Source organism: Nodosilinea sp. FACHB-131 (assembly GCF_014695395.1).
Classification (GTDB): Bacteria; Cyanobacteriota; Cyanobacteriia; order Phormidesmidales; family Phormidesmidaceae; genus Nodosilinea.
This window is the reverse complement of the sequence record NZ_JACJOF010000027.1, coordinates 262,301-285,608: the sequence shown is the minus strand read 5'-3', so window position 1 is coordinate 285,608 and position 23,308 is coordinate 262,301. Positions and strand designations below refer to the sequence as shown.

16 protein-coding genes, 1 pseudogene and 2 riboswitches are annotated in these 23,308 nt (G+C 58.0%); of the genes and pseudogenes, 11 read left to right on the top strand and 6 right to left on the bottom strand.

The annotated features are described in order from the left end of the window. Positions 1-33: 33 nt before the first annotated feature. The 3 genes from H6F75_RS17715 to thiC all read right to left on the bottom strand — a co-directional run bounded on the left by H6F75_RS17715 (position 34) and on the right by thiC (position 4,045). Complete coding sequence (locus tag H6F75_RS17715; protein ID WP_190753776.1) at positions 34-924, bottom strand: AEC family transporter; 891 nt, start codon at positions 922-924, stop codon at positions 34-36. A gap of 87 nt (positions 925-1,011) precedes the next feature. Next, complete coding sequence (locus H6F75_RS17710; RefSeq protein ID WP_190753775.1) at positions 1,012-2,490, bottom strand: CoA-acylating methylmalonate-semialdehyde dehydrogenase; 1,479 nt, start codon at positions 2,488-2,490, stop codon at positions 1,012-1,014. A gap of 184 nt (positions 2,491-2,674) precedes the next feature. Beyond that, positions 2,675-4,045 (bottom strand): phosphomethylpyrimidine synthase, encoded by a 1,371-nt coding sequence (thiC, locus tag H6F75_RS17705; RefSeq protein ID WP_190753774.1) that lies wholly within the window; start codon positions 4,043-4,045, stop codon positions 2,675-2,677. Between the two features lie 177 nt (positions 4,046-4,222). After that, positions 4,223-4,319: riboswitch (TPP riboswitch) on the bottom strand. Positions 4,320-4,755: 436 nt separating this feature from the next. Here thiC and H6F75_RS17700 point away from each other — a divergent pair. Further along, positions 4,756-5,256 carry a DUF4383 domain-containing protein gene (locus tag H6F75_RS17700; RefSeq protein WP_190753773.1) on the top strand — a complete coding sequence of 167 codons (501 nt, stop codon included), beginning with the start codon at positions 4,756-4,758 and terminating at the stop codon, positions 5,254-5,256. 145 nt (positions 5,257-5,401) lie between these two features. Here H6F75_RS17700 and H6F75_RS17695 read toward each other — a convergent pair whose 3' ends face one another. The 3 genes from H6F75_RS17695 to egtB form a co-directional block, all read right to left on the bottom strand. Next, complete coding sequence (locus H6F75_RS17695; protein ID WP_190753772.1) at positions 5,402-6,934, bottom strand: Na+/proline symporter; 1,533 nt, start codon at positions 6,932-6,934, stop codon at positions 5,402-5,404. A gap of 187 nt (positions 6,935-7,121) precedes the next feature. Continuing rightward, a riboswitch (TPP riboswitch) is annotated at positions 7,122-7,218 on the bottom strand. A 94-nt stretch (positions 7,219-7,312) separates the two neighbouring features. Continuing rightward, positions 7,313-8,284, bottom strand: coding sequence for an L-histidine N(alpha)-methyltransferase (gene egtD / locus H6F75_RS17690; protein ID WP_190753771.1), 972 nt, complete (start codon positions 8,282-8,284; stop codon positions 7,313-7,315). Positions 8,285-8,406: 122 nt separating this feature from the next. Continuing rightward, a complete protein-coding gene (gene egtB / locus H6F75_RS17685) occupies positions 8,407-9,696 on the bottom strand; it encodes an ergothioneine biosynthesis protein EgtB (protein WP_190753770.1) in 1,290 nt (429 codons plus the stop codon). Between the two features lie 499 nt (positions 9,697-10,195). Here egtB and H6F75_RS17680 point away from each other — a divergent pair, with 499 nt between their 5' ends. The 10 genes and pseudogenes from H6F75_RS17680 to H6F75_RS17635 all read left to right on the top strand — a co-directional run bounded on the left by H6F75_RS17680 (position 10,196) and on the right by H6F75_RS17635 (position 23,187). Next, positions 10,196-10,546: a DUF760 domain-containing protein gene (locus H6F75_RS17680; protein WP_190753769.1), complete on the top strand. Its 351-nt coding sequence runs from the start codon at positions 10,196-10,198 to the stop codon at positions 10,544-10,546. 182 nt (positions 10,547-10,728) lie between these two features. Further along, positions 10,729-11,823 (top strand): A/G-specific adenine glycosylase, encoded by a 1,095-nt coding sequence (gene mutY, locus H6F75_RS17675; protein WP_190753768.1) that lies wholly within the window; start codon positions 10,729-10,731, stop codon positions 11,821-11,823. 185 nt (positions 11,824-12,008) lie between these two features. Then, positions 12,009-13,928, top strand: a complete 1,920-nt coding sequence (locus H6F75_RS17670; RefSeq protein ID WP_190753767.1) for a DUF3352 domain-containing protein — start codon at positions 12,009-12,011, stop codon at positions 13,926-13,928. Between the two features lie 60 nt (positions 13,929-13,988). Beyond that, positions 13,989-14,282 carry a nucleotidyltransferase family protein gene (locus H6F75_RS17665; protein WP_190753766.1) on the top strand — a complete coding sequence of 98 codons (294 nt, stop codon included), beginning with the start codon at positions 13,989-13,991 and terminating at the stop codon, positions 14,280-14,282. Next, positions 14,279-14,626: pseudogene (locus H6F75_RS17660) on the top strand (DUF86 domain-containing protein). Before H6F75_RS17665 ends, H6F75_RS17660 begins: the two are co-directional and overlap by 4 nt. Positions 14,627-14,666: 40 nt before the next feature. Then, a complete protein-coding gene (locus H6F75_RS17655; RefSeq protein WP_190753765.1) occupies positions 14,667-15,425 on the top strand; it encodes an NYN domain-containing protein in 759 nt (252 codons plus the stop codon). A 22-nt stretch (positions 15,426-15,447) separates the two neighbouring features. Further along, entirely contained in the window at positions 15,448-16,251 is an 804-nt protein-coding gene (locus H6F75_RS17650; RefSeq protein WP_190753764.1) for a WecB/TagA/CpsF family glycosyltransferase, read from the top strand. A gap of 107 nt (positions 16,252-16,358) precedes the next feature. Continuing rightward, positions 16,359-17,855, top strand: a complete 1,497-nt coding sequence (locus H6F75_RS17645; RefSeq protein WP_242020091.1) for a sugar transferase — start codon at positions 16,359-16,361, stop codon at positions 17,853-17,855. Between the two features lie 47 nt (positions 17,856-17,902). Next, positions 17,903-20,461 (top strand): O-antigen ligase family protein, encoded by a 2,559-nt coding sequence (locus tag H6F75_RS17640; protein WP_190753763.1) that lies wholly within the window; start codon positions 17,903-17,905, stop codon positions 20,459-20,461. Positions 20,462-20,523: 62 nt separating this feature from the next. Continuing rightward, positions 20,524-23,187 carry an O-antigen ligase family protein gene (locus H6F75_RS17635; protein ID WP_190753762.1) on the top strand — a complete coding sequence of 888 codons (2,664 nt, stop codon included), beginning with the start codon at positions 20,524-20,526 and terminating at the stop codon, positions 23,185-23,187. Positions 23,188-23,308: the final 121 nt, after the last annotated feature.

The following is a 23,308-nucleotide window of genomic DNA, read 5'->3' as shown; positions in this document are numbered from 1 at the left end:
AAAAACATCCAAAATCTAAAATCCAAAATCGCCCTACCGGCTGCTGAGCCACAGTACCACCGGCAGGGTAATCACGCTGAGAAAAGTTGAGAGCAGAATGGTGCGGGCTACGCGCGTGCGATCGCCGCCCAGCTCCGTCACCCAAATTAGCGAATTCACCGCGACCGGCATCGCCGCCTGTAGCACCAGCACTTGGCGGTCTAACCCCTGCAAGCCCAGTGCCGTGCCAATGCCGTAGGCCAGCAGGGGTGCTACTCCTAGCCGCAGTACCGAGCCGATCAATTCATAGCGGCCAAACACCAGCTCTGTTCGCGCTAGCTGCACCCCCAGCGTCAGTAGCGCCACCGGAATTGCACCCTCCCCCAGTAGCGCTATGCCCCGCTCCAGCGGCAGCGGAAACGCTTCCTGCGTAGCCTGGAGACCCATACCCGCCAAAGCAGCCCAAAACACCGGCAGTCGCAGCGTTACATTGAGCCCCACCTTCAGCCCGGCCTGCTTCAGCACAATGGGGAACACGCTGGCAATCATCACGCTAGAGCCCACCAGGTACACCACCGCCCGCTCTAGCCCGGCCTCGCCAAGGGCAAACAGAATGAAGGGCAGCCCCAGGTTGCCCACGTTTGAGAACAGCACGATGGCAATCAGACTCTTTTGCTCATCCATCGAGAAGCCGAGGCGACCGCTCAGCGCCACCGCCAGCAGGTACAGCACTACAGTGTTGAGCAAGAAGCTGGCGACGATCGCGATCGCATTCCCCAGCGCTAAAGTGGTCTGGGCCAAGCTGGTCAGCACCAGCGCCGGCAGCAGGGCATAGATATTTATCCGCGCCAGAGTTTGCATGTCTAGCTCAAAGCTGCGCCCCACTCCAAACCCCACCAGCGCCACCAGGGCAATGGGCAGCATCGCCGAAATCAAAACCTCCATAGATGCCTAGTCACCTTCGCATCACTGCCTATGCCATAGTGACTGTTTCGAGGGCAATGTGAGCGACTAATAAGGCGATCGCCGATTTTAAAACTGCCGACTCCACTCCTTTGGCCAGCGCTCAACCACTACCTTGGTTTGCGTAAAAAATTCCACCGCGTGCGCCCCCTGGCCGTGGAGATCGCCAAAGAAGCTGTCTTTCCAGCCACTAAAGGGAAAAAAGGCCATCGGTGCCGCCACGCCGATATTGATGCCGATGTTGCCAGCGGTGGCCTCGTAGCGGAATTTGCGGGCGGCGGCACCGCTGTTGGTGAACAGGCAGGCCATGTTGCCCCAGGGGCTCTGGTTGACCAGGGCGATTGCATCCTCGATCGTTCCCACCGACACCAGCCCCAGCACCGGGCCGAAGATTTCCGTATGGGCGATTTCTCCGGTAGGGGGCACGCCCTGCAACACCGTAGGTTTGACGAAGTGGCCTGCCTCCAAATCGGGGATTTGGGCATTGCGACCATCGACTAAAACGGTCGCCCCCTCCTCTGCCCCGGCTTGAATCAGGCTCTCGATGCGCTGCTGGCTCTGGGCCGTAATTACCGGCCCCATCTGCACCTCGGGGTCGAGGCCATTGCCAACTGTGCGGGTGGCGGCGGTGTGGGCGATCGCATCGGCGAACCACTCGGTCGCGTCCCCCACCGTCACCGCCAGGGATGCGGCCAGGCAGCGCTGCCCGGCACAGCCAAAGGCGCTATCGGCGACAATGCGCGTGGTCATGTCGCGATCGGCATCGGGTAGCACAATCACCGGGTTTTTGGCCCCGCCCTGGCACTGCACCCGCTTGCCGTAGGCCGCCGCTTGAGCGTAGATGTATTTGGCGACCGGGGAGGATCCGACAAAGCTAATGGCGCGAATGGCGGGATGTTTCAGAATCGCATCCACCGTTTCTTTGGCCCCATTCACCAGGTTCACCACGCCGGGGGGAAAGCCAGCCTGATCTAGCAGCTCGAAGATGCGCTGCATGGTCAGGGGTACTTTTTCAGAGGGTTTGACGATGTAGGTGTTGCCGCAGGCCAGGGCGTAGGGCATGAACCAGAAGGGAATCATGGCGGGGAAATTAAAGGGGGCGATCGCTGCCGCCACCCCCAACGGTTGCCGAATCATAAACTCATCGATGCCGCTGGCAACATCCTCCAGCACCGTGCCCTGCATCATCATCGGGATGCCGCAGGCCACCTCCACGTTCTCGATCGCCCGCTGCAGCTCTCCTTGCGACTCGGCCAGGGTTTTGCCGCACTCCTGGGTGATGATCTGGGCTAGCTCGTCCAAGTAGGTTTCCAGCAAGTCTTTCAGCTTAAACAGGGGTTGCACTCGCTGGGGAGGCGGCACTCGTCGCCACTCCTCAAAAGCTTTCGCTGCAGCACGGGCAGCTTGGTCGACCTCATCCTTTGGAGAAACAGGCACCTGGCCGAGCACTTCACCCGTGGCCGGGTTGTTTACCGCGAGCACATCCCCCGCCACAGACGGTACCCACTGGCCATTGATGTAGTTCTTTAGAATCCCCGATTCGGTCATAGCGATGCCGTGATGACTACTCACTAAGCATCATAAGCGCTGTTTTAGCCCACGATTTTTCCGCATCGGGCGTAGAGACTGCGCCCTTACCTTAACGGCATCTTTTGTGCCAGGGGTAGGGGCGTAGCATACTACGCCCCTACGGGGTACCTGATTATAAATCTGGCTTTCCCAAATCGCAGATCTATACTGCGGCCTTCTCCTTGGCCAAAAACTTCTCTAGCTCGGTCAGGGCGTCGGCATCGACCTTGGTCTGCATGGGGCAGAATTTAGGGCCGCACATGGAGCAAAACTCGGCAGTTTTGTAGATATCGGCGGGCAGAGTTTCATCGTGGTATTCCTTAGCGCGCTCGGGATCCAGCGACAGCTCGAACTGTTTGTTCCAGTCGAAGTTGTAGCGGGCGTGGGACATGGCATCGTCGCGATCGCGTGCCCCTGGCCGATGCCTAGCAATATCCGCCGCATGGGCCGCAATCTTGTAGGCAATTAGCCCCGCCCGCACGTCTTCGGCATTGGGCAGACCCAGGTGCTCCTTCGGCGTCACATAGCAGAGCATGGCCGCCCCACTCCAGCCTGCCAGCGCTGCGCCAATGGCGGAGCTGATGTGGTCGTAGCCCGCTGCAATATCTGTCACCAGTGGCCCGAGCACGTAGAAGGGCGCTTCGGCGCATTCCTCCATCTGCTTTTTGACGTTGTAGTCGATCTGATCCATCGGCACGTGGCCAGGGCCTTCGACCATCACCTGCACGTCGTGCTCCCAGGCTTGGCGGGTGAGCTGGCCCAGGGTTTTGAGTTCGGCCATTTGGGCGGCATCGGTGGCGTCGTGCAGGCAGCCGGGGCGAAGAGAATCGCCCAAACTAAAGGACACGTCGTAGCGCTTGAAGATTTCAATGATGTCGTTGAAGTGGGTGTAGAGGGGGTTTTGCTTGTGGTGGTGCAGCATCCAGCGGGCGAGAATGCCGCCGCCGCGCGAGACGATGCCGGTAATGCGATCGCGCACTAAAGGCAAGTGCTCAATCAAAATTCCGGCGTGAATGGTCTGGTAATCAACCCCCTGCTGAGCGTGCTTTTCAATAATGTGCAGAAAGTCATCAGCGGTAAGGTTTTCAATGTTGCCGTGAACGCTTTCCAACGCTTGATATACCGGCACTGTGCCGATGGGGATGGTCGAGGCATTAATGATGGCGGTGCGAATGGCGTCGAGATCGCCGCCCCCAGTCGACAAATCCATCAGGGTGTCGGCACCGTACTTCACGGCCAGGTGCAACTTGGCCACTTCTTCGTTGATATCTGATGAGTTGGGTGACGCGCCGATGTTGGCATTGACCTTACACTTCGAGGCGATGCCAATCGCCATCGGCTCCAGGTTCGGGTGGTTGATATTGGCGGGGATGATCATGCGACCCCGCGCTACCTCATCGCGGATCAGGTCGGCGGGCAGGTTCTCCCGCCGTGCCACGTAGTCCATCTCTTCGGTGATGATGCCCTGGCGGGCGTAGTGCATCTGCGACACGTTGGTGTGGCCCTGACGCTTGGCGATCCATTCAGTTCTCATGGTTTACCTCTGATGTGGCGCTAGAGGTCTGACCTGGTGGATCACGTCGGACAAGGGAGGATGGGTAAAGCCGAAAAGAGTGGAGCAATCGCGGGCAAAGCTCAGCAGTTTGCTGAATCTTCACCCAATACCCTGGCATAGCGCCAAAACATCGATTTAACCCGTCGTTTCGGTTGATAACCTCAAGCAACGCTTTCCTCCGCTGGTATTAACCAGGTCAGGTTCTGAGGGTATGATCTCAGTCCGATGCGATCGGACACCCCTAGCTTGCTGGCATCGTACCACTGATATCTATGGGGAAGCGCGAATTAGTTACGGTTCCTCACAGAGCGTACCGACGCCCTACAGTCAGCACGCAGGACGCAGACAAAAACTGTTAGCCATAAATACTCCTACTGACAGGTAAAGCGCTAACTAACTTAGTTCTTCAGTCAGAGGAAGGGGCATCGCGTAGCTATTAGGATGCACTTAGTGTTACCGCCGATTTTTTCTATAAAAGCGGCGACGCTATCAGCTGAGACCATGAAGCTTCTTTGAGCATAGAGCGCAAGAAGGATAGAAAAGCTAGCTACTACAAGCAGTAACCAATCGAGTTCCACAGTCTAGATAGTTGGGAGCAGTATAGCTACCGCTTTTATTTACTAGTAATAGACATTGCTGTTCTTACGGAAAGTTTTGTCGAAAAATTTCGTCGCACGGAGTATCTTAAAATGAACAACATGAACAGTGAACAAAAATGTGCATTAGCACTGGGAATCATCTTTACCTTTTTAGGAATTGCTGGTTTCATTCCTGCTCTCATCAACCTGCCTGGCGCAGGAATGGGAGCTAGTGTACCGGTAGACACAAGCGCAATTCCAGTTAGCGGTGGGCCTACTTACATAGCTGCTTACCTAAGAGGTTTTGGCTATTTGTTTGGGCTCTTTCCGACTAACCTGCTTCACAATATGGTTCACCTGGCCATTGGCGGCTTTGGTCTGTTTTCGGCTACAGGTAAAGAAGGGGCATTTAGGTACAATCGATTCTTTGCCATTAGCTATTTGCTGCTTGCCATCATGGGGTTGATACCGCTCTCAAATACCCTCTTCGGCATCATGCCCATCTTTGGCAACAACGTTTGGTTCAATGCTGTAACAGGGGCGATCGCAGCTTATTTCGCCTTCGTCTGGCATCCTAGCCATCCCGAAGAAACCGCTCCTTCTACCCAGTAGTTGTCTAATATCCCTGCCATCAGCTAACGATACAAAACTAAGAACCCCGTAGGGGCGTAGCATGCTACGCCCCTACTACATGTTGGGGTATTCATTCGGGATTTGGTCTGATTGGGGGTATTCATTCGGGATTTGGTCTGAAAACCTATAGCAGCGGGTCATTCGCTTGGCGTTGTGTATCGTTCAAACCATCGGCCTGCAGCGTGTCGCTTTCCCCGTAGGCGCGGATATCGCGGCTGATAATGTCGAAGTCAAACACTTTCGTTTTGCCACCCTGAGCTTTGAGTTGGATCCAGGCTAGGCAAATCAGCGTCGAGACCACAATCGGTGCTGCAAAGCTAACCAGCAGATCGCCTGCAAAGGGCAGACCATTCCAGGGGCTAAAGTCGGGCCGGGGGAAGAACAGAGCACCGGTTGCGATCGCCGCCACCGCACTCCAGAACGCCATCGTGCCCGTCAGTCTTCTGGAGTAGAGGCCAAACAGCACTGGAAACAGCGCTCCGGCACAGACCAGATCGGCCAGCAAAAATAGGTACAGCACGTTGTAACCCCGTGACGCAATCAGAATTGCGGGAATGCCCACGGCGACCGTCAGCACCCGACTCAGCCGCAAAATGCCATGGGTAGATTGACTGGGGAAAAAGCGCAGCAGCTCGGGCGTAAACACGCTGGCGATACCGTTCAGCAAAGAATCCAGGCTGCTCATTACCAAGGCCAGCACCAGCACCAGCACCGCAATGCTCACCCAACCCGGCAGTTCTAACGCTTGAATGAGGGAGAAAAAGGCGCGATCGTCGTTGAAGCCAAAGTGCATAGCCAAAATGCCTAGCAGCCCAGAAATGAACAGCATGGGCAGAATCACTAGGAAGGAGCCTAAAAACGATCGCCGCACCACCTGATCCGTCTTGCAGGCGTAGATGCGCTGCCAGTTGGTCTGATTAAACATTTCGGCGGCAATCACCGCAATAAATAGAGTAGCCCCAAACTTGATGCCAGGGCCATTCGCTAACGTCAGCAATTCGGGTGCAGCTTGGGTCACGGGGGCGATCGCATTTCCCCAGCCGCCTAGGGCAAACACCGCAATGCCAAAGCTCAGCAGCAGCAGCGGCACAATCACCGCAAACTGAATGGCGTCAGTAAAAATTGTTGCCTCCAGGCCACCCACTAGGGTGTAGATAAACACGGCAGTGATCACTAGCAGAGCAGTGAGCCAGAGGGGCACCCCGGCCATGAGTTCAACGGCTTTGGCAACTGCCGTCAGCTCGGCCGCCAGGTACACAAACATGTAAAACACCACAATCGCCAGCGTCAGCCGATACATGGCATTGCCAAAGCGGTGCAGCACATACTCATTTAGCGAGTGGCCCTTGGGCATGAGAAACCGCATACGGGTACCCATAAAAGCAAACAGCGCCGCCGGGGTAGCCTGGCCAACGCAGTAGCCGATAATTCCGGCGATGCCGCTGGTGGCTCCCACCTCGGGCGGGCTAAACAAAATCCAAGCGCCCATGGCCGAGGCCACAATGGTCGCTAGAGCCATGCCGGTGCCCACACTGTTGCGGCTCACCATGTAATCTTCGAGGCTAATGGTGTGACGGCTAGCCTGTAGCAACCCAAGCAGGGTAAAGCTAGCCGCCGTAATCAATATCACAGCGATCGCTGTCGCACCAAGGGTCATAAAAACGCACCTCACAAACAACGGTGTGGCGCTAGAGGGCGTTCCTGGGCGGGTCGTTGAGCAGGTGAGGACGGGTAAAATCGAACGCTATAGAGCTACAGCTAGCGAGCATCAGTTTTGTGCTGATACTGCACTAATCGTTCTAGAACTGTTTCTAGAACGCCTATAGGCTCGTCGTTTCGGTACGTGACCTCAAGCAACGCTTTCCTCCGCTGGTATCAACCAGGTCAGGTTCTGAGGGTATGATCTCAGTCCGAATTGCTCGGACACCCCTAGCTTGATAGCATCCTACCACTGGCGTTTGCAGCCAGCGCAAATGGGTTACAGCTTCGCAACGCATCGCTGCCTGTAGAAAAGCTTTTTCTACAGAAGATAGTCCTACATCTGCTTGAGGTGGTGGAGGCTAAAGAGCTGATGCTCATCCATCCACACCTGTACCGGCTGAAAACCCGCTTCCATCGCCAAAAGCTGGAACTCATCCACCGTGTACTTATAGGAGTGCTCAGTGCGCAGGGTTTCGCCCGGTTGGAAGGAAATTTCGGCATCGCCTAGGCGCACGGTTTGGTCGCAGAGGCTGGCGATCGCCATCTCAATCCGTCCTTGGGCCTCGTTGTAGTGCGCCCGATATCCAAACTGGGCCAGGTCAAAATCGGCCCCCAGTTCTCGGTTGATCCTTTCCAGTACATTCAGAGCGAAGGCTGCCGAAACCCCTTGAGCATCGTCGTAGGCGGGTTCGAGAATGGCGGCGGATTTCTTTAGATCTACGCCAACAATCAAGTCACCCAGCACCGCCACGGTTTTGAGGAAAGTGATCACCTCGGTCGGCTCCAAATTGCCAATGGAAGAGCCGGGAAAAAAGCCGATGGTGGGACGGTTCTGTAGCTCAGGGATGGCAGCGATAGGCAGAGGTTGAGTGTAGTCGGCACAGACGGCGATCGCATCCAATCCCTCAAAATCTCCCATCAGTGCCGCGCAGGCCTCTTGCAGATGCTGCCGCGAGATATCGACCCCCACGTAGGTCGTCACCTGGGGCGCTGCCTTCAGCAAAATGCGAATTTTTTGGCTGCTGCCACTGCCCAATTCGACGAGAGCACGACGATCCAATGCCGCTGCAATATCCTCGGCATTGTCCCGCAGAATTTGCATTTCGGTGCGGGTCAGGTAATACTCTGGCAGCTGACAAATGGCGTCAAATAACTCTGACCCCCGCTTGTCATAGAGAAACTTAGGAGACAGCGTCTTTTGCGGCTGACTCAGACCCCGCAGCACTGCGCTGCGAAAGTCTTCCACAGGGGGGTGAAAGTCGTAGAGCTTGACGGGAGAGGGCTTGGTTTGGAAGGTAGGGGGCATGGGGGGATGGGGGAGTGGATGGGTAGGAGGGTGGATGGGTAGGAGGGTGGATGAGTGGGAGGGAGGGTGGATGAGTGGGAGGGTACTGGCTTGAAATTTAACCCATCCACCCATCCACCCATTTACCCATCTACCCCCTTCGCTAGCCGTAGGCCGCTAAACTGCCACCGAGCACTGGGCGGAAAGAAATTGCGGTAGCTGGGGCGAATGTGGCCGGGCGGAGTGACGCAGGAGCCGCCGCGCAGCACCATTTGGTTGCACATGAACTTGCCGTTGTATTCTCCCACGGCGCCGGGGGCGGGGCGAAAGCCGGGGTAGGGCAGGTAGGCGCTCTGGGTCCATTCCCAGACATCGCCGTAGAGCTGCTGAAGGTTGTGAGATGCAGATGCGGGTTGTGGGTGCAGATGGTTAGCGGCGAGGAGATTGCCTTGTACGGGCATCTGGGCGGCGGCCACTTCCCATTCGGCTTCGGTGGGGAGGCGATCGCCGCGCCACTGGGCAAAGGCATCGGCCTCGAAGTAGCTGAGGTGGCATACCGGTGCCGCTGGGTTCACGGGCTGCATGCCGCCCAGCGTAAACACCCACCATTCCCCGTCGCGCTGCTCCCAGTACAAAGGCGCTTGCCAGCCTTCGCTCTGCACCATGGCCCAGCCCTCAGCTAGCCAGTGGGCAGCGGTCTGGTAGCCTTTGTCAGCAATAAATTCTAAATATTCGCCGTTGGTGACGAGGCGGTTGGCTAAAGCAAAATCTTGGAGATAGACCCGATGGGCTGGGCTTTCGTTGTCAAAGGCAAACCCAGAAACTTGATGGCCAAGGTCATAGAGGCCGCCGGGAAAATCTACGAACGCCAGCGGTGGTGAGGAGTCAGCTTGTCCCAAAGCGACATCTGAGCGGTAGGTGGGGCGTAGGGGGTTGATCGCTAGGTTGTATTTGAGATCGGTGAGCAGGAGTTCCTGGTGCTGCTGCTCATGGTGCAGGCCAAGGGTGGTGAGTTCTGCCACGGCGGGATGGTCGGCGCGACTGCATAGCAGCCTTTCCATCGCTGCATCCACATGGGCGCGATACTCGTAGACCTCTTTTACCGTGGGGCGCGATAGCAGACCGCGCTGGGGTCGAGGGTGGCGATCGCCTATCGCCTCATAGTAGGAGTTAAACAAGTAGCCGTAGCCAGGGTGAAATTCTCGGTAGCCTGCGAGGTGGGGGCGCAGCAGAAAGGTCTCAAAAAACCAGCTGGTGTGGGCTAGATGCCACTTTGGAGGGCTGACATCGGCTATGCTCTGTACGCCATAGTCTTCAATCTCGAGCGGTTCACAGAGGGTCTCGCTGAGGCGGCGCACAGCCCAATATTGAGCAACTAGATCAGTGGCGGCTGAGACGTCTTGAGGTGGTGCAAGGGGTGAAGAAAGCGTCATTTTGGGGATTTTGGGGGATATTGCTGGCAATTGTGACAGATAGCACTCGCCACAAAATGATGACTACCTTAACGTGTCTAAAACCTTCCTGAGAGTATTCCGACTCTAGCCTCATCCCAAACCATGCTCTACTGAACGGTTGGTCTCAGTAACCTGGGCTAGGATTCTCAGTTAGATGGAATACCCGTGGAAAGTCTTGCTTCAGCTTGAACCCTAGGGTTGACCCAGACATCTATCTATGGAGAAACATCCCATGGCCGTTTCAGGGCAAAACCTCTCCACTAGTGGTACGGTTCTGCCTACCCAGCAACAAAACCTAGCCTGTTAACTTAGTTACATGGGTTTCAGGAATGACTGAGCGACTCCATGTAGATAGTCAACAGTGATCTAGACAACAAAACGTTAGGGTTCTAATCCCAATGGGGAACAATAACCCTATCCAGCTCAATTCGATAAACCCAGGCCGCACGCACACTGCTAGCCAAGCGAGGTATCTCCTGTGAGCAATTCTTCCGGTAAAGCCCAAGACCTTTTCAACGGCTTCAAAAACTCCTCTGAGCATCCCAACTCCCTCATGCAGTACGTCCATGGCATGAGCCCTGAGACGATTGCCCAGCTCTCCAATCCTGCTTCTACCGAAGTGCAGCAGATGATGGAACACAACATTATCGGCCTGCTCGGTGGGCTGCCTTCTCAGCACTTCGATGTAGAAATCACCACTAACCGCGAAAGCCTGGGTCGTCTGCTGGCCTCTGCTATGATGAGCGGGTATTTTCTGCGGGGTGCCGAACAGCGCATGGCCTTCGAGGACTCGCTGATGTCGGCCGAATCTGCCCCTGAGATTGAGTGAGCCCTAGTCAACCACCCGTCCTAGCGGATCAGCCAAGTTTCGATTCCTCCTTTGGCCATCGCCGTTCTACCGCGCGCGATACTGAGGGTTCTTACACAACGAGCAAAAGGAGGGTTCTAAACCCTCTTTCCCCCAATCCGGCCCTGGCGACTCTGCCCTGGCCGGATTTTCCTGTTGAGGCGTTGCGAGCGGAGCTGCTGGCCTGGTATGGCGACTGTGGCCGCACCCTGCCCTGGCGTAATATCGACAACCCCTACGCCATTTGGATCTCGGAGATCATGCTCCAGCAGACCCAGGTGAAGACGGTGCTACCCTACTACCAGCGCTGGCTAGAGCAGTTCCCCACCGTGGAGGCGCTGGCCGCCGCCGATCAGCAAACGGTGCTCAAAGCCTGGGAAGGGTTGGGCTACTACGCCCGCGCCCGCAACCTGCACCAGGCCGCTCAGCGCATTGCGGCGGAGCACAGGGGTAAAATTCCCCAAGATTTTGACACCATTACCACGCTCCCTGGTATTGGCAAAACTACGGCGGGGGGCGTTCTCAGCTCAGCATTTAATCTGCCCCACGCCATTCTCGACGGCAATGTGAAACGGGTGCTGGCCCGGCTGGTGGCGCTGCCGGTGCCCCCAGCCAAGGCGCTGAAGGATCTGTGGGTGCTTTCGGAGCATCTGCTTGATCCTCAGAACCCACGTGACTTTAACCAGGCGTTGATGGATCTGGGTGCAACTCTCTGTACGCGGCGCAATCCTCAGTGCGATCGCTGCCCCTGGCAGGCCCACTGCCAAGCCTATAATCGCAATATTCAATCGGAGCTGCCCATGTCAGAAACCAAAGGTCCCCTGCCCCACAAGCAAATTGGCGTCGCTGTGATTTGGAATGGGCAAGACCAAATTCTGATCGATCGCCGCAAGCAAGAAGGGCTACTGGGCGGGCTGTGGGAGTTTCCCGGCGGCAAAATCGAGCCCGGCGAGACAATTGAGGCCTGCATTGCGCGGGAAATTCAAGAAGAACTGGGGATTGAGATTGCGGTGGGCGATCGCCTCTGCACCGTCACCCACGCCTATTCGCACTTCAAAGTGACCCTCAACGTGCACCACTGCACCCATCTGAGCGGTGACCCCCAGCCCATCGAGTGCGACGAGGTGCGCTGGGTCACCCTCGACGCCATTGAAGAATTTCCCTTCCCCAAAGCCAATATCCACATCATCAACGCCTTGCGGGCCTACGCGGTAGGCCAAACACCCGTGGATGTGGTTGAAACTGCGCCTGCAACGTAAATAAACCGCCATAGTTTACAGACATCGCTCTTCTCCTCGGGTTTGATAGAAAGGGTTGTTTGGAGCGCTGCGTAGCTATGGGCATTGGGAACCGAGGGCTGGGTTGGAACAAGTGGGCGCAATGGTCAAGGATTTTGCCTGTGGGGCAACGGCTGACCTTGGGTTTGGTTGGCTCAACACTAGCCATGAGTACCGTTGCGCCACTAGCCACCCGTGCCGCCGAAACCGAAAGCTGGCACCACCTGCCCACCAACACCGCTTTGGTGATGCTGATTGATACCACTACTGACACCTGGGGTCAGCTTAGTCAGTACCAACTCTTTAAGCTGTTGGACGAGGAACAGGGGCTGACCCCAGCCCTACCGGGGTTGCCCTACCTGCCCTATGGGATTGACTTTGCCAGCGAGGTAGCCCCGTGGATCGGCGACACGGCCGTGGTGGCTCTGCTGCCGGTGCAGCCCGGGGAGACAGCAACCATTGCTGAGGCCTCGATTATGGTAGCCCCGATCGCTAACGCTGAGGCCTTTACCACCTTTCGCGATACCTTATTTGAGCTGCAGGGGGATGCCCCGGAGCTCACCTCTGCTTTAGGCACTGAGATCTACTTTTGGCCCGCCCCCGAGTTTGAAGATTGGTCTGAGCCAGCCATTCCAGAAGCCTGTGACTCCGCCGATGTCGATACTGGTGCCTGTACTTGGGACGATGAGGCGGAACCAGAAGTTATCGATGAGAGCAGCTTTGAATCTGAAGGCGCCGAGATTGCGCCCCTGAAGGCCCACCCCACCCAAACGCAAATTTTACGTTTCAACGGAGCCATAGGGCTTCCCCTCACCGTCAAACCTTTCCACGAAGAGGGGGAACTTGAAGTTGAGGTGCCGGTGCCTATGCCAGAGTTGGGCCCTAGCGGCCTAGCCGTAGCTTTTTTGCCCGACGCCCTAGTTACGGCAGAAGACCCCGCCGCCATTGAGCAATACCTGCGCCTGCGCCAGAGTGAAGCCCAGTCCCTTGCTGATAGCCGAGAATTTCAGCGCACCCTAACCAATCGCCAGCGCACCCAAGCTCTCTTTGCTGTCTACGGCAACGCCCTTGAGTTGCTGAACTACGACCTCTCGGCAACCACCCTCCCCGCCGCCGAGCTGCCGCTGCCTTTCCCCACGCCCCCTACCAGCCTAGATGATGAGACGTTGCAAACCCTGCGATCGCTCAACTTTGGCGGCACTCTAGAGGCTCTGGTGTACCCCATGGCAACCGGTATGCAGTTTCGAGGCCGCTACTACTACGATGCGGTGCCCTTTACCTTTGGCCTTACTCCCACCGTGGCCAACGCCGACAGCCCCCTAGAGCTACTGCCTGCCTCGACTTTTGTGGTCATGAGTGGCCGCAACATCGCGGGCTTTTGGCGCACTGTGGCCAGCATTTTAGACCAGGCCAGCGACTTTACCCGCGATGGGCTAGCTACGGTACGCGCTGGGTTCACCCTCTTCACCGGGCTCGATCTCGACGACGATGTCTTTGGCTGGATGGACGGGGAATATGCGATCGCTGCCTTTCCCACTGAGGGTGGCCCCTTGCAGTACGCGGGGCTAGGGCTGCTGTTGCAAACCAGCGATCGCCCCACCGCCGACCGCACCCTGGCCGCAGTGGATGACTTGCTGCCCAACGTTGGCTTGGCCGTCAACCCTAGAATCGTCAATCAGCAGCCCGCCACCAGCTGGGAGCTGTTTTCTAGCTTGAGCGGGGACTACGTGCCCGACCTTAGCGTGGGCAGCCACGGCTGGGTCACCGACGATACCCTGGCTATTACCTCTGGCGCAGTACCCATGGCCAGTGTTTTGGCCCCCTCACCCCACGACCCCCTCGCCGACTTTTTCTTATTTGATGAGGCGACGGCGACATTCCCCACTCCCAACAATGGCTACTTTTATCTGAATGTGGGCGCTACCCTAGCCCTGGCCTATGAGGTGTTTGGCTTCCACGACGACCCCAGCTTCGATGTCGCCAAACCCTACCTCGGCAGCCTGCGCAGCCTCAGCGCTACCACCGCCCTCACCCCCAACCACATGGAGTTTCAGGGCCAGCTCGGCCTCGCCCCCCGCAGAGATTAGGGGAATGCCCTCGTTCGAAAATCGCTATGCTTAGCCTATTGAACAGGTCGTAGAGTACCCATGAAAACTCTCGAAGATATTCAGCGCTGGCTCGTGCTACACAAGCCATTGCTACAAGAACGTTACATGATTAGTGAATTGGGAGTCTTTGGCTCCTACGTTCGGCAGGAGCAAACAGAAACCAGCGATGTGGATGTTCTGGTAGAGTTCTCTGAGGTTCCTAGCCTGCTGAAATTTATCAATTTAGAGAACTATCTCAGCGACAATTTAGGCATCAAGGTTGACCTAGTGCATAAGCGTGGGCTCAAGCCTCGATTGGGGGAACGCATATTGGCAGAGGTGATCTACGTGTGAGCAAACGCCAAGTTGAGGATTACTTACAGGATATTTTGGATGCGATCGCTGCGATCGAACAATTTACAACAGGCATTGATTTTGCAGCCTTTTCTCAGAACACAGAGAAATTCTTTGCAGTTTCTAGGGCCATTGAAGTTATTGGCGAAGCCGTCAAGCGCATACCTGATGAAATCAGACAAGATCATCCTGAAATTCCCTAGCGTGACATAGCAGGTATGCGAGACAAGCTAATTCATGATTACTTTAATACAGACGTCGAAATCATTTGGCAAGCAGTTCAGATAGACATTCCTCAGCTAAAAAATCTTATTCCAAAAGTGATAAACAACCTCAAAAATTAGTCCTGTTCATCTATTCAATAGTCATGGGGTTCAATTAGCCATGCTGTCGTCGGAAGCCAAAATTGCCCTGTTGATTGATGCTGACAACGCACCAGCGGCGAAAATTGAGGCAATTTTGGCAGAGATCGCTAAGTATGGTGTCGCCAACACCCGCCGCGCCTACGGCAACTGGAAAAACCCCGCTCTCAAATCTTGGGAAGACAACCTTCACGAGTTTGCCATTCGCCCGGTACAGCAGTTTGACCTTACCAAAGGCAAAAACGCCACCGATGCAGCGCTGATCATCGACGCGATGGATCTGCTCTATACCCGCAACCTCGACGCCTTTGCCATAGTCACCAGCGACTGCGACTTCACTCCGCTGGTGATGCGGATTCTGACCGATGGCTTAAGGGTTTATGGGTTCGGCGAAAAGAAAACTCCTAAACCCTTTGTCTACGCCTGCTCAACCTTTCTCTACTTAGAAAACCTAGGTCAAGAGTCCGATGCTGGCTCTACTAAACCTGTCGAAAGCGTTAAGAAAACCACTAAGGAACTGCGGCAGGATACCAAGCTGGTCAGTCTGCTGCGCCGCGCCGTCACCACTGCCCAAGATGAGGACGGCTGGTCAAACCTGGCTGTAGTTGGAATACATGTCTCTAACCAAGCTTCTTTTGACCCGCGCAACTATGGCTACGCCAAGCTCAGCACTCTAGTAGACGCCACCGACTTATTTGATCTCCAGCGCCGCCAGAACGGCATTTACGTGAAAGACAAGCGTGAGGCCAAGGGAGCCAGACCTCAGACCCCGATAGAATAGGTGCTATGCAAGGGTCATTAACATGACAGAGCCAGTGCTTCAAGCCAGGCGCATTCTTAAAACTCGGGTGGATGCCACCAGCTACGAGGATGCCTGCGATCGCATTCAAACCTGGGCTACCACCGAGCGATCGTGCTACGTGGTCGCCGCTAACGTCCATGTGGTGATGACTGCCTACTGGAACTCGCAGTACCAAAGCATTCTCGAAGACGCCGCCCTGGTCACGTCCGACGGCATGCCCCTGGTGATGGGGCTGCGGCTGCTCGGGACACCTGGCCAGAGCCGCGTTTACGGGCCTGATTTGATGCTGGCCTGGTGCGATCGCGCCGCCCAGCTGGGCCTGCCGATCTACCTTTACGGTGGCACCGTCCCGATGCTGGAGAAGATGGCAGTTTACCTCCAGCAACAATTCCCTGGTCTGCCGATTGCGGGCACCTATGCTCCACCCTTTCGCCCGCTCTCGACCGAAGAAGCCGCTGCCGATGTGGCGCGCATCAACCAGTCGGGGGCGAGAGTGGTGTTTGTCGGCCTGGGCTGCCCTAAGCAAGAGCAGTGGATGCACCGCCACCAGGGCCAGGTCAACGCCGTGATGATCGGCGTCGGCGCGGCTTTTAGCTTCTTTAGCGGCGATGTCTCCCAGGCACCTCGATGGATGATGCGCCTGGGGCTAGAGTGGCTCTACCGCTTTGGCCAGGAACCGCGCCGTCTGTGGCAGCGCTATCTCGTCAATAACCCTATGTTTGTGCTGCTGTTTGGAGCGCAGGTGGTTAGATATCGGCTGTGGGGAGCGCGGGGCAGGGAAACGGGTACAGGGTTTAAGGTTTAGGGTTTACGGCTGCTGTGTCCCTTAAACCCTGTACCTGGCACCTCAAACCCATTCTCGAATGATGGATTCTCAGCACAATTGCGGAATACTAGGGCAACCTCATCCCTATGCGTCTGCCCCCTGCTATGGCCCCCGTTATTCAATGTCACCGTGCCGTACCCGCCGTGATGCAACAGCGGCCCCGCCACCGCCAAGATATTCGCGCCCCCCGAGGGCTTAGATTTCAGCTACGCGATGCCTTTGCTGGCTCGGGGCGGCGGGCGCTAGTGCTGCTGGCTACGGATATTCTTGCTCTGGGGCTGTCGTGGCACATTGCGCGATCGCTCAACCAATTTTTCTCGCCCATTCCGCCCCAGCTGGTGTGGTGGGTGTGGTTGGGGCTGCCCAGCCCATTTTGGGTGCTGGTGGCCTGCGCTGTGGGGCTGTTTGCCTACGGCGGGCTCTACGACACTAAATCCCAGGCGCAAAAGCACCTGCGGGCGGGCAAGCTGCTCAGTCTGGTGTACCTGGGTGCGCTGGTGGTGATGTACTTCTATGACCCCAAGCTGGATTTGCCGCGATCGCTGTTTTTCTCGGCCTGGCTCAGCGGGGTAGGGCTGGTGGTAGCACTACGGCTAGTGGCAACGCTGCTGCTGCGCCCTCTCACTAGGGCCAAGGTGCCCGCCTCAGTCTTTTTGATTGCTCCAGCCCCTCGCCTCAAGCGCCTAGCTGATGTGCTCTCTCAGCGAGCCCAAGTGCCGGTAATTGGGGCAGCCCTGGCCACTACTGCCAACTCGGCCACCACCTACCAGGCAATTGTGGCTTCCGGGGCCACCCTGGTGCTGGCTGAGAGCATTCCCTCTGCCGACCTGGCCTCTGAGCTGTACTGGAAGCTGCGGCGGGCGGGCATCGCCATGCAGCTGCTCCCCACCAGTCGGGATATGCTCTACCGCCGGGGCACCCCCGAAACCGTAGCGGGCCTGCCCACCCTACGCCTCGATGCTCCCCTGATGGGTGGCTGGGACTACCGCCTCAAGCGTTGGATGGACTATCTGGGAGCGGGCCTGGGTGTGATCGCTTTAGGGCCAGTGCTGCTGGGCATTGCTCTAGCCATTCGCCTCGACTCAGCCGGGCCGATATTCTTTCGCCAGGAGCGGGTAGGCCTGCACGGCAACATCTTCCAGGTGTGGAAATTTCGCACTATGGTGGTCGATGCCCCTCGGCTCCAGGCCGGGCTAGAGCAGCACAACGAGTCGGCAGATGGGGTGCTCTTTAAGGTTAAGCACGACCCGCGCATTACTCGGGTGGGTCGCTTGCTGCGCCGCACCAGTCTCGATGAGCTGCCCCAATTGTTTAATGTGCTCTGCGGCCAGATGAGCCTGGTAGGACCGCGTCCGCTGCCGGTGCGCGATGTGGCCAAGTTCGACGGCTGGCACAACATTCGTCACCAGGTGTTGCCGGGAGTGACGGGGCTATGGCAGATTTCGGGCCGTTCTGACATCGACACCTTTGATGATGTGGCCCGCCTCGACCTGCACTACATCGACAACTGGTCGCTAAACCTCGATTTAGAGATTCTCACCGCCACCCTGGGCATTGTGCTTTGGGGGAAGGGGGCCTATTGACCGCTGGTTCATCCCCAACGTCAGGGGCACCGGATTCTGGCGATGCGATGGACTCGGGAGTTAGCCATCGTCGGGGCTGGGCCAGCCAAAAGCCCGGCTTTTGGCTGGCTGGAGGACTGGTGCTACTGATCTTTAGCTGGCTGCCCCTGAGCTACTACCGCATGGTGGGCTGGGCTTGGATCTTGCTGTGGCAGGCAGGCGGCGTGGCGCTGCTAGTAGGGCTGTGGCGGCGGCTGCGTTGCCCAGAGCCTTGGAGAACTGAGGCAGAACGAGCATCGGGTTCAGAACCGGAACGGGCATTTTACGCCTTGGGTTATGGACTAGATTGGGTGGCGCTGGGCACGGGCATCATCTTGGGGCTGTCGGCCCTGGTATCGCCCTTTCCCCGCGTGGCGTTTTGGAATGTCAGCCTGGTGGTGACCTACATAGCGGTGCTGTACTTCTACCGCAATGTGGTTGACCGTAGCTGGCTGAGCCGCTTACGGCTGTGGTGGGGGCTAGTCGTGGTGGCAACCGGGGCCGCAGTGGTGAGCCTGGTTTTGTGGCGACCCGATGGAACTATGTGGGCGGCAGATAGTTTTCTGACGGCGCTGCGTAACCATCAGCCTCTGGGGCACCACAACTTTGTGGGAGGCTATTTTGTGCTGATGCTGCCTCTGGCGGTGGCGGCGGCAGTGGCCACAACGGGTTGGCTGCGAAGAATTTGGATAGCTTCCGCTGGGCTGATACTGGTGGCGTCATACGTCAGCGGGTCGCGGGGGGCAGCGTTAGGTCTAGTGGTGTGGCTGCTGGTCACTTGGCTGAGCCGCTTTAGAGACCTCAAACCCTCCCAGCGCTGGCGCTGGGGTTTGGCCGGGTTAGGGGGGGCGGTGGCGCTGGGGTTGGCCCTAGCTAGCAATCCCCGCATTCGCGCCTGGTTTAGCGCGGGCGGTATTACCGACGGCCCCACCCTCGATCGCTGGTTTATGCTGCGATTAGGCGGCAATATTCTGCGCGATCGCCCCTTGTTTGGGGTTGGCCCCGGCGTCATGAGTCGAGTGTCAAACCTCTATCGCCCGATCGAAACCGGGGCGGGCTTGGAACACATTCAGCAGCTCCACAACACTCCGGTACAGATTGCGGGAGAGCTAGGGTTGGTCGGGTTGGGACTATTTCTAGTCGGTATTGTGCTTGTTCTGCGCTTGTGGATCGGGCTTTGGCGGCAGCCGCTTGAGCCCGCGGATCGGGCGCTGCTGGGGGGCATTGGCGGCAGCCTGCTAGCCTACGGAGTCTCTAGTCTGACCGACTACCAACTGGAGAATATCCCGATCGCGGGCGTGCTGCTGGGAATTGTGGTGGTGCTGCTGGCGTTGGGCGCTCGCTATCTACCCACAGCTACACCTTTGGGGCAGGATGCCAGACGGCGATCGCGTCTGGCGGTTGCTTTGTGGCTGGGGCTGCTGTTGACCCTATGGCTACCCTTTACACTCACCGTGGCCTACAGTGCCCTGGCCGACAGAGCCTTCTACAACCAGCGGCTCAACCTGGCTGACACGCGCTGGTACAAGGCCTACCGCCTCAGCCCTTGGGATCCGACCGCCTCGGCGGTGGCCAGTGAGGCGCTATGGGGTCTAGATCAGGTGTTGAGCAGCTCTGACGCTGAAGATAACGTGCGATCGCTGCTGCTTGACTACTCTCACCAAGCCCAGCAGGCCGCTCCCAACGATGCCTGGTTTAACCACAATCTGGCCGTTTTACACCAAACTACTGACCCCGCTACCGCCCTGTCCTATGCCGCCCGCGCCGTGCAGCTCATGCCGCGTCACCGCCACTACGGATACTGGCTGCTGGGCGATCTGCTGCTGAAGACGGGGAACGAAGCAGGTGCCATTGCTGCCTTCACCTTAGAAGCCCTGGTCAACCCCGCTGCGCTGACCTATCCCCAGTGGAAGGCCGCGCCCTATCAGGCAATCTATGCCTCCGTTGTGCAGGCTACCCTAGCTGAGTACGATGCCCTACTCGCGGTTGTCGCTCCTGGTGCTCCCGGCTTTGCCACCCTTTACGAAACCCGTGCCCTGCTCGCCTGGTGGACCGAGCAACCCCTGATTGAGGTCGATCCCAACCTGCTGCGGCCTGTGGTTTCGGGGTTGCTGCTGGCCGACTCTGATCCTGATGCTGCCCTAGAGGCGATCGCGAACCAACTGCGCCTAGGGCAGCAGAGCCCCGAGCTGAGGCTGCTCGCCGCCTGGCTTGACCCAAACACCTACCCCCTCACTCCTCTAACTCAGCCTCAGGATGGCCCACCCGATGTAGACGCTCTGTTGATTGAAGAAAGCTTGAGCACTCAACCTCTGCGCCTGTGGTTAACTGCCATCGTCACCAACCCAGAGGAGGGCTATCGAGGGTCGCTCACCTTTGCCTACCGCAACTACCAGGCCAAACAAATTACCCTCATGCTGGCGCCGCAAAACCTCCAGCGCTATACCCTGGTAGCTAAGCTCAACCTCTTCCCCCCCTGGCCGCGGGAGTTTCTGCCCCTCGATCGCCGCATCGAAGCCCTGCGCACCGAGGCCCTGAAGCTACCCCACCCTACCCACAACCACTTTCGCCTCGCGAGTTTAGATTAGTTTGACGAACAGCCTGCCATTCTAGCCGCCCCCATCCCTATTTCTCTAGGAAAGCTAAGCGCTTGCAAACGGGGTCAGGGCACCGCCTGCTCACCCCCTACCCATCCACCCCTTACCCATCCACCCCTTACCCATCTACCCCCTACCCATCTACCCAAGCCATGACTGAGGATGCCCTCCCGAAACCCAAGCCCGCTGCCCAAGACCCCAGCGATGGCGCTCTATCAGCCCTGCTCATAGGGGCGTTCTACACCGTTTTCACCCTGCTACCGGGCAGCAGCACCCTGATAGTGGCTTGGCCCTGGGTATTTTTGTGGCAGGTAGGGCTGACTCTACCCATGCTCTGGCTGCTGTGGCAACTGTGGCACCGCCCTTTCAAAAAACTTGGGAATGGGTTTGACTGGGTAGCCCTGCTGGCCGTAGTTGGGCTGGTAGTCTCTACGCTGGGGGCAGAATTTCCGGCCCAGGCGCGGTGGTATGGGTGGGCCGCGATGGGGGCGATCGCCACCCTCTACGCTCTGGGCAGCTGGCTTCGCCATTCCCAGCGTTTCTACACCCTGCTGCGGTTTCAGGGCTACCTGGGTCTGGCCTTTATCCTGCTCAGTCTGGTGTTGTGGACCACGCAGATCTATCAGCCTGAGCTGGCCCGGTTGGCAACGCTTCAGGGTTACGGCGTCAACCAAGCTTTTAACTTTGGCCTCACCAGCCTGCGCAACTGGCAGCCCATTGGCCACCAAAACTACGTGGCGGGCTATTTAGTGCTGGTGCTGCCATTATTGGCAGGGCTGGCTTGGAGCGATCGGGGCTGGCGACGCTGGCTATGGCTGGTGGGTATGGTGCTCGGCTTGCTCAACCTCTACACCACTAGCTCGCGCGGCGGCTGGCTGGCGCTGATGGTGACTGGATTGATCGCGGTGGGCATTTCCCTGCTCTACAACCGATTTCCTCGGCCCCTGGCTCTGGCGATCGGTGGCACCGCCCTGGGGTTAGGAGTATTGGGAATTTTCGCTAACCCCCGGCTGCGGCAGGTGCTAGGCAGCGTGGCCCAGGGCAACTTTGCCGGAGGAGAACTGTCTTACCGAGCGGTGACCAACGCTACGGGATGGCGCATGGGCCTGAGCCGTCCCTTTACTGGGGTGGGGCCGGGCAGCGTGCCGCTGGTCTACCAGAAATATCGCCCCCACTGGGCCGGGCGTGATGCCGAGCTACAGTTTCAGCTGCACAGCACCCCGGCGCAGCTGTGGGGTGAGCTGGGCCTTTGGGGCATCGCTGTAGCGCTGGCATTGGTGCTGGTGCTGGTGCTGCTGACGGTACGGTGGATGCGGCAAGGGGCGCAGGACACCCCCAGTCGGCTGCCCCCAGTACTGGTGTGGAGCCTGCTGGCGGGACTGTTTGCTTTTGGGCTGATCAGCCTGACCGACTACCAGTTGGACATTCCGGCGATCGCAGGCACCCTCGCCCTCTACCTGGCCGTGCTGGCTCGCGCCTTTAACCCCGTTTCCACAACTGAGGACATTGCTGCGCCGCCCCGTCGTCACCGCTGGCTGGCCGGGGTGGGCCTGGGCCTGACGCTGGCCATGACCTTCTGGCTGGTGCCCACCCACCGCGCCTGGGGCACCGCCAGCAGTGGCTTTTCGGCGCTCACCGCCGAGCCCGCCGACATCGATCGCTTTGCCAACCAGCTTGAGCAGGCCCACAATCTGGCCCCCTGGGAGCCCTACTACCCCTATCAGCTGGGCTATCACCTGGGCGAGTTTGCCCTGCAATCGGCCGCTAACCCACCCCTGCGCCAGGTGCTGCTCGACGACGCGATCGCCTGGTTTAAAGCCGGCAACCAGACGGTGCCCTATCAGGAGTTTGGCCACTCGAACTTGGGATGGCTTCAGGTTGAAAAGGGCCAGTTCGATGAGGCTGAGGCATCGTTTCGGGAGGCGATCGCCCTGGTGCCTGCCAAGATGGGCGTGTTTTTCGGCCTGGGATTTGCTTGCCTGCAAACTGGCAACCGCGACTGCGCCACCGAAGCCTTTGCCCTGGAGGCCATCCGCCATCCCGCCCTGATAACTAGCCCCCTGTGGCGAGTGGAGGGATTTGCCGATGTCTACTCAGCCGTGCTCGACCAGGTTGAACAGCGCTACGACGAACTGATCCAGCAGGCCAAAGAACCCACTTTGAGCGGCTTTTTGCACCAGGGCCGGGGCAGTCTGCGCTGGTGGCGCGGCGACTTGGCCGGGGCAACCGAAGACTGGCAGACCAACGGCGGCGACCTCCAACAGGGCTTTTTGAGCCTAGCTGAAGGACAAACTGTGGACGTCAGCCCCTGGCCCGAAACCCCGGCCAAGTACGCAATTCTCGCCTGGCAAACCCCCGCTCAGCGCCAAGCGCTGCTGGAAAGAGCCTGGGTCAGTCAGCCCGAAGACATTGATGACCTGGCCCAGGCTCTGCCAGAGCCCCAAATTATTGCCCAACTCGTAACCAGCATGGAGACGGCCACAGATTTTACCGACTGGCTTCAGCGCACGGCGCCTAGCTGGCAGCCCCGCAGCCAGCGCCTGGGCTTTGGGGTGCTCAGCCGCCACATTGATGGGCCTAATCCCTCGGACTTTTTGCCTCGGGTGGAGAACATTCCTGTGGTGCAGTTTTTTGAGCCGCTGTTTACCTCGCCGACGTTCTTGCCAGCGCTAGATAGAGCTTTGGAACCGTATCAAGCTGAGCTGCGATCGCAGTAGCAGCTTTTTGGTGGATAGCCGTCCCGGCTGTCCACCAAGAATCCATTCAGAACCCCTCCTAAACTTTGAATGCCCCCTTTTGGGATGGGCCTCTGACCCGTCTTGCCATGGTTGGCTCGAA

Bases quoted from the DNA above. Each gene is read 5' to 3' on its own strand.
- H6F75_RS17715 (WP_190753776.1), bottom strand. From the start codon at position 924: ATGGAGGTTTTGATTTCGGCGATGCTGCCCATTGCCCTGGTGGCGCTG.
- H6F75_RS17710 (WP_190753775.1), bottom strand. From the start codon at position 2,490: ATGACCGAATCGGGGATTCTAAAGAACTACATCAATGGCCAGTGGGTA.
- thiC (WP_190753774.1), bottom strand. From the start codon at position 4,045: ATGAGAACTGAATGGATCGCCAAGCGTCAGGGCCACACCAACGTGTCG.
- H6F75_RS17700 (WP_190753773.1), top strand. From the start codon at position 4,756: ATGAACAACATGAACAGTGAACAAAAATGTGCATTAGCACTGGGAATC.
- H6F75_RS17695 (WP_190753772.1), bottom strand. From the start codon at position 6,934: ATGACCCTTGGTGCGACAGCGATCGCTGTGATATTGATTACGGCGGCT.
- egtD (WP_190753771.1), bottom strand. From the start codon at position 8,284: ATGCCCCCTACCTTCCAAACCAAGCCCTCTCCCGTCAAGCTCTACGAC.
- egtB (WP_190753770.1), bottom strand. From the start codon at position 9,696: ATGACGCTTTCTTCACCCCTTGCACCACCTCAAGACGTCTCAGCCGCC.
- H6F75_RS17670 (WP_190753767.1), top strand. From the start codon at position 12,009: ATGAGTACCGTTGCGCCACTAGCCACCCGTGCCGCCGAAACCGAAAGC.
- H6F75_RS17665 (WP_190753766.1), top strand. From the start codon at position 13,989: ATGAAAACTCTCGAAGATATTCAGCGCTGGCTCGTGCTACACAAGCCA.
- H6F75_RS17655 (WP_190753765.1), top strand. From the start codon at position 14,667: ATGCTGTCGTCGGAAGCCAAAATTGCCCTGTTGATTGATGCTGACAAC.
- H6F75_RS17650 (WP_190753764.1), top strand. From the start codon at position 15,448: ATGACAGAGCCAGTGCTTCAAGCCAGGCGCATTCTTAAAACTCGGGTG.
- H6F75_RS17645 (WP_242020091.1), top strand. From the start codon at position 16,359: ATGCGTCTGCCCCCTGCTATGGCCCCCGTTATTCAATGTCACCGTGCC.
- H6F75_RS17640 (WP_190753763.1), top strand. From the start codon at position 17,903: ATGGACTCGGGAGTTAGCCATCGTCGGGGCTGGGCCAGCCAAAAGCCC.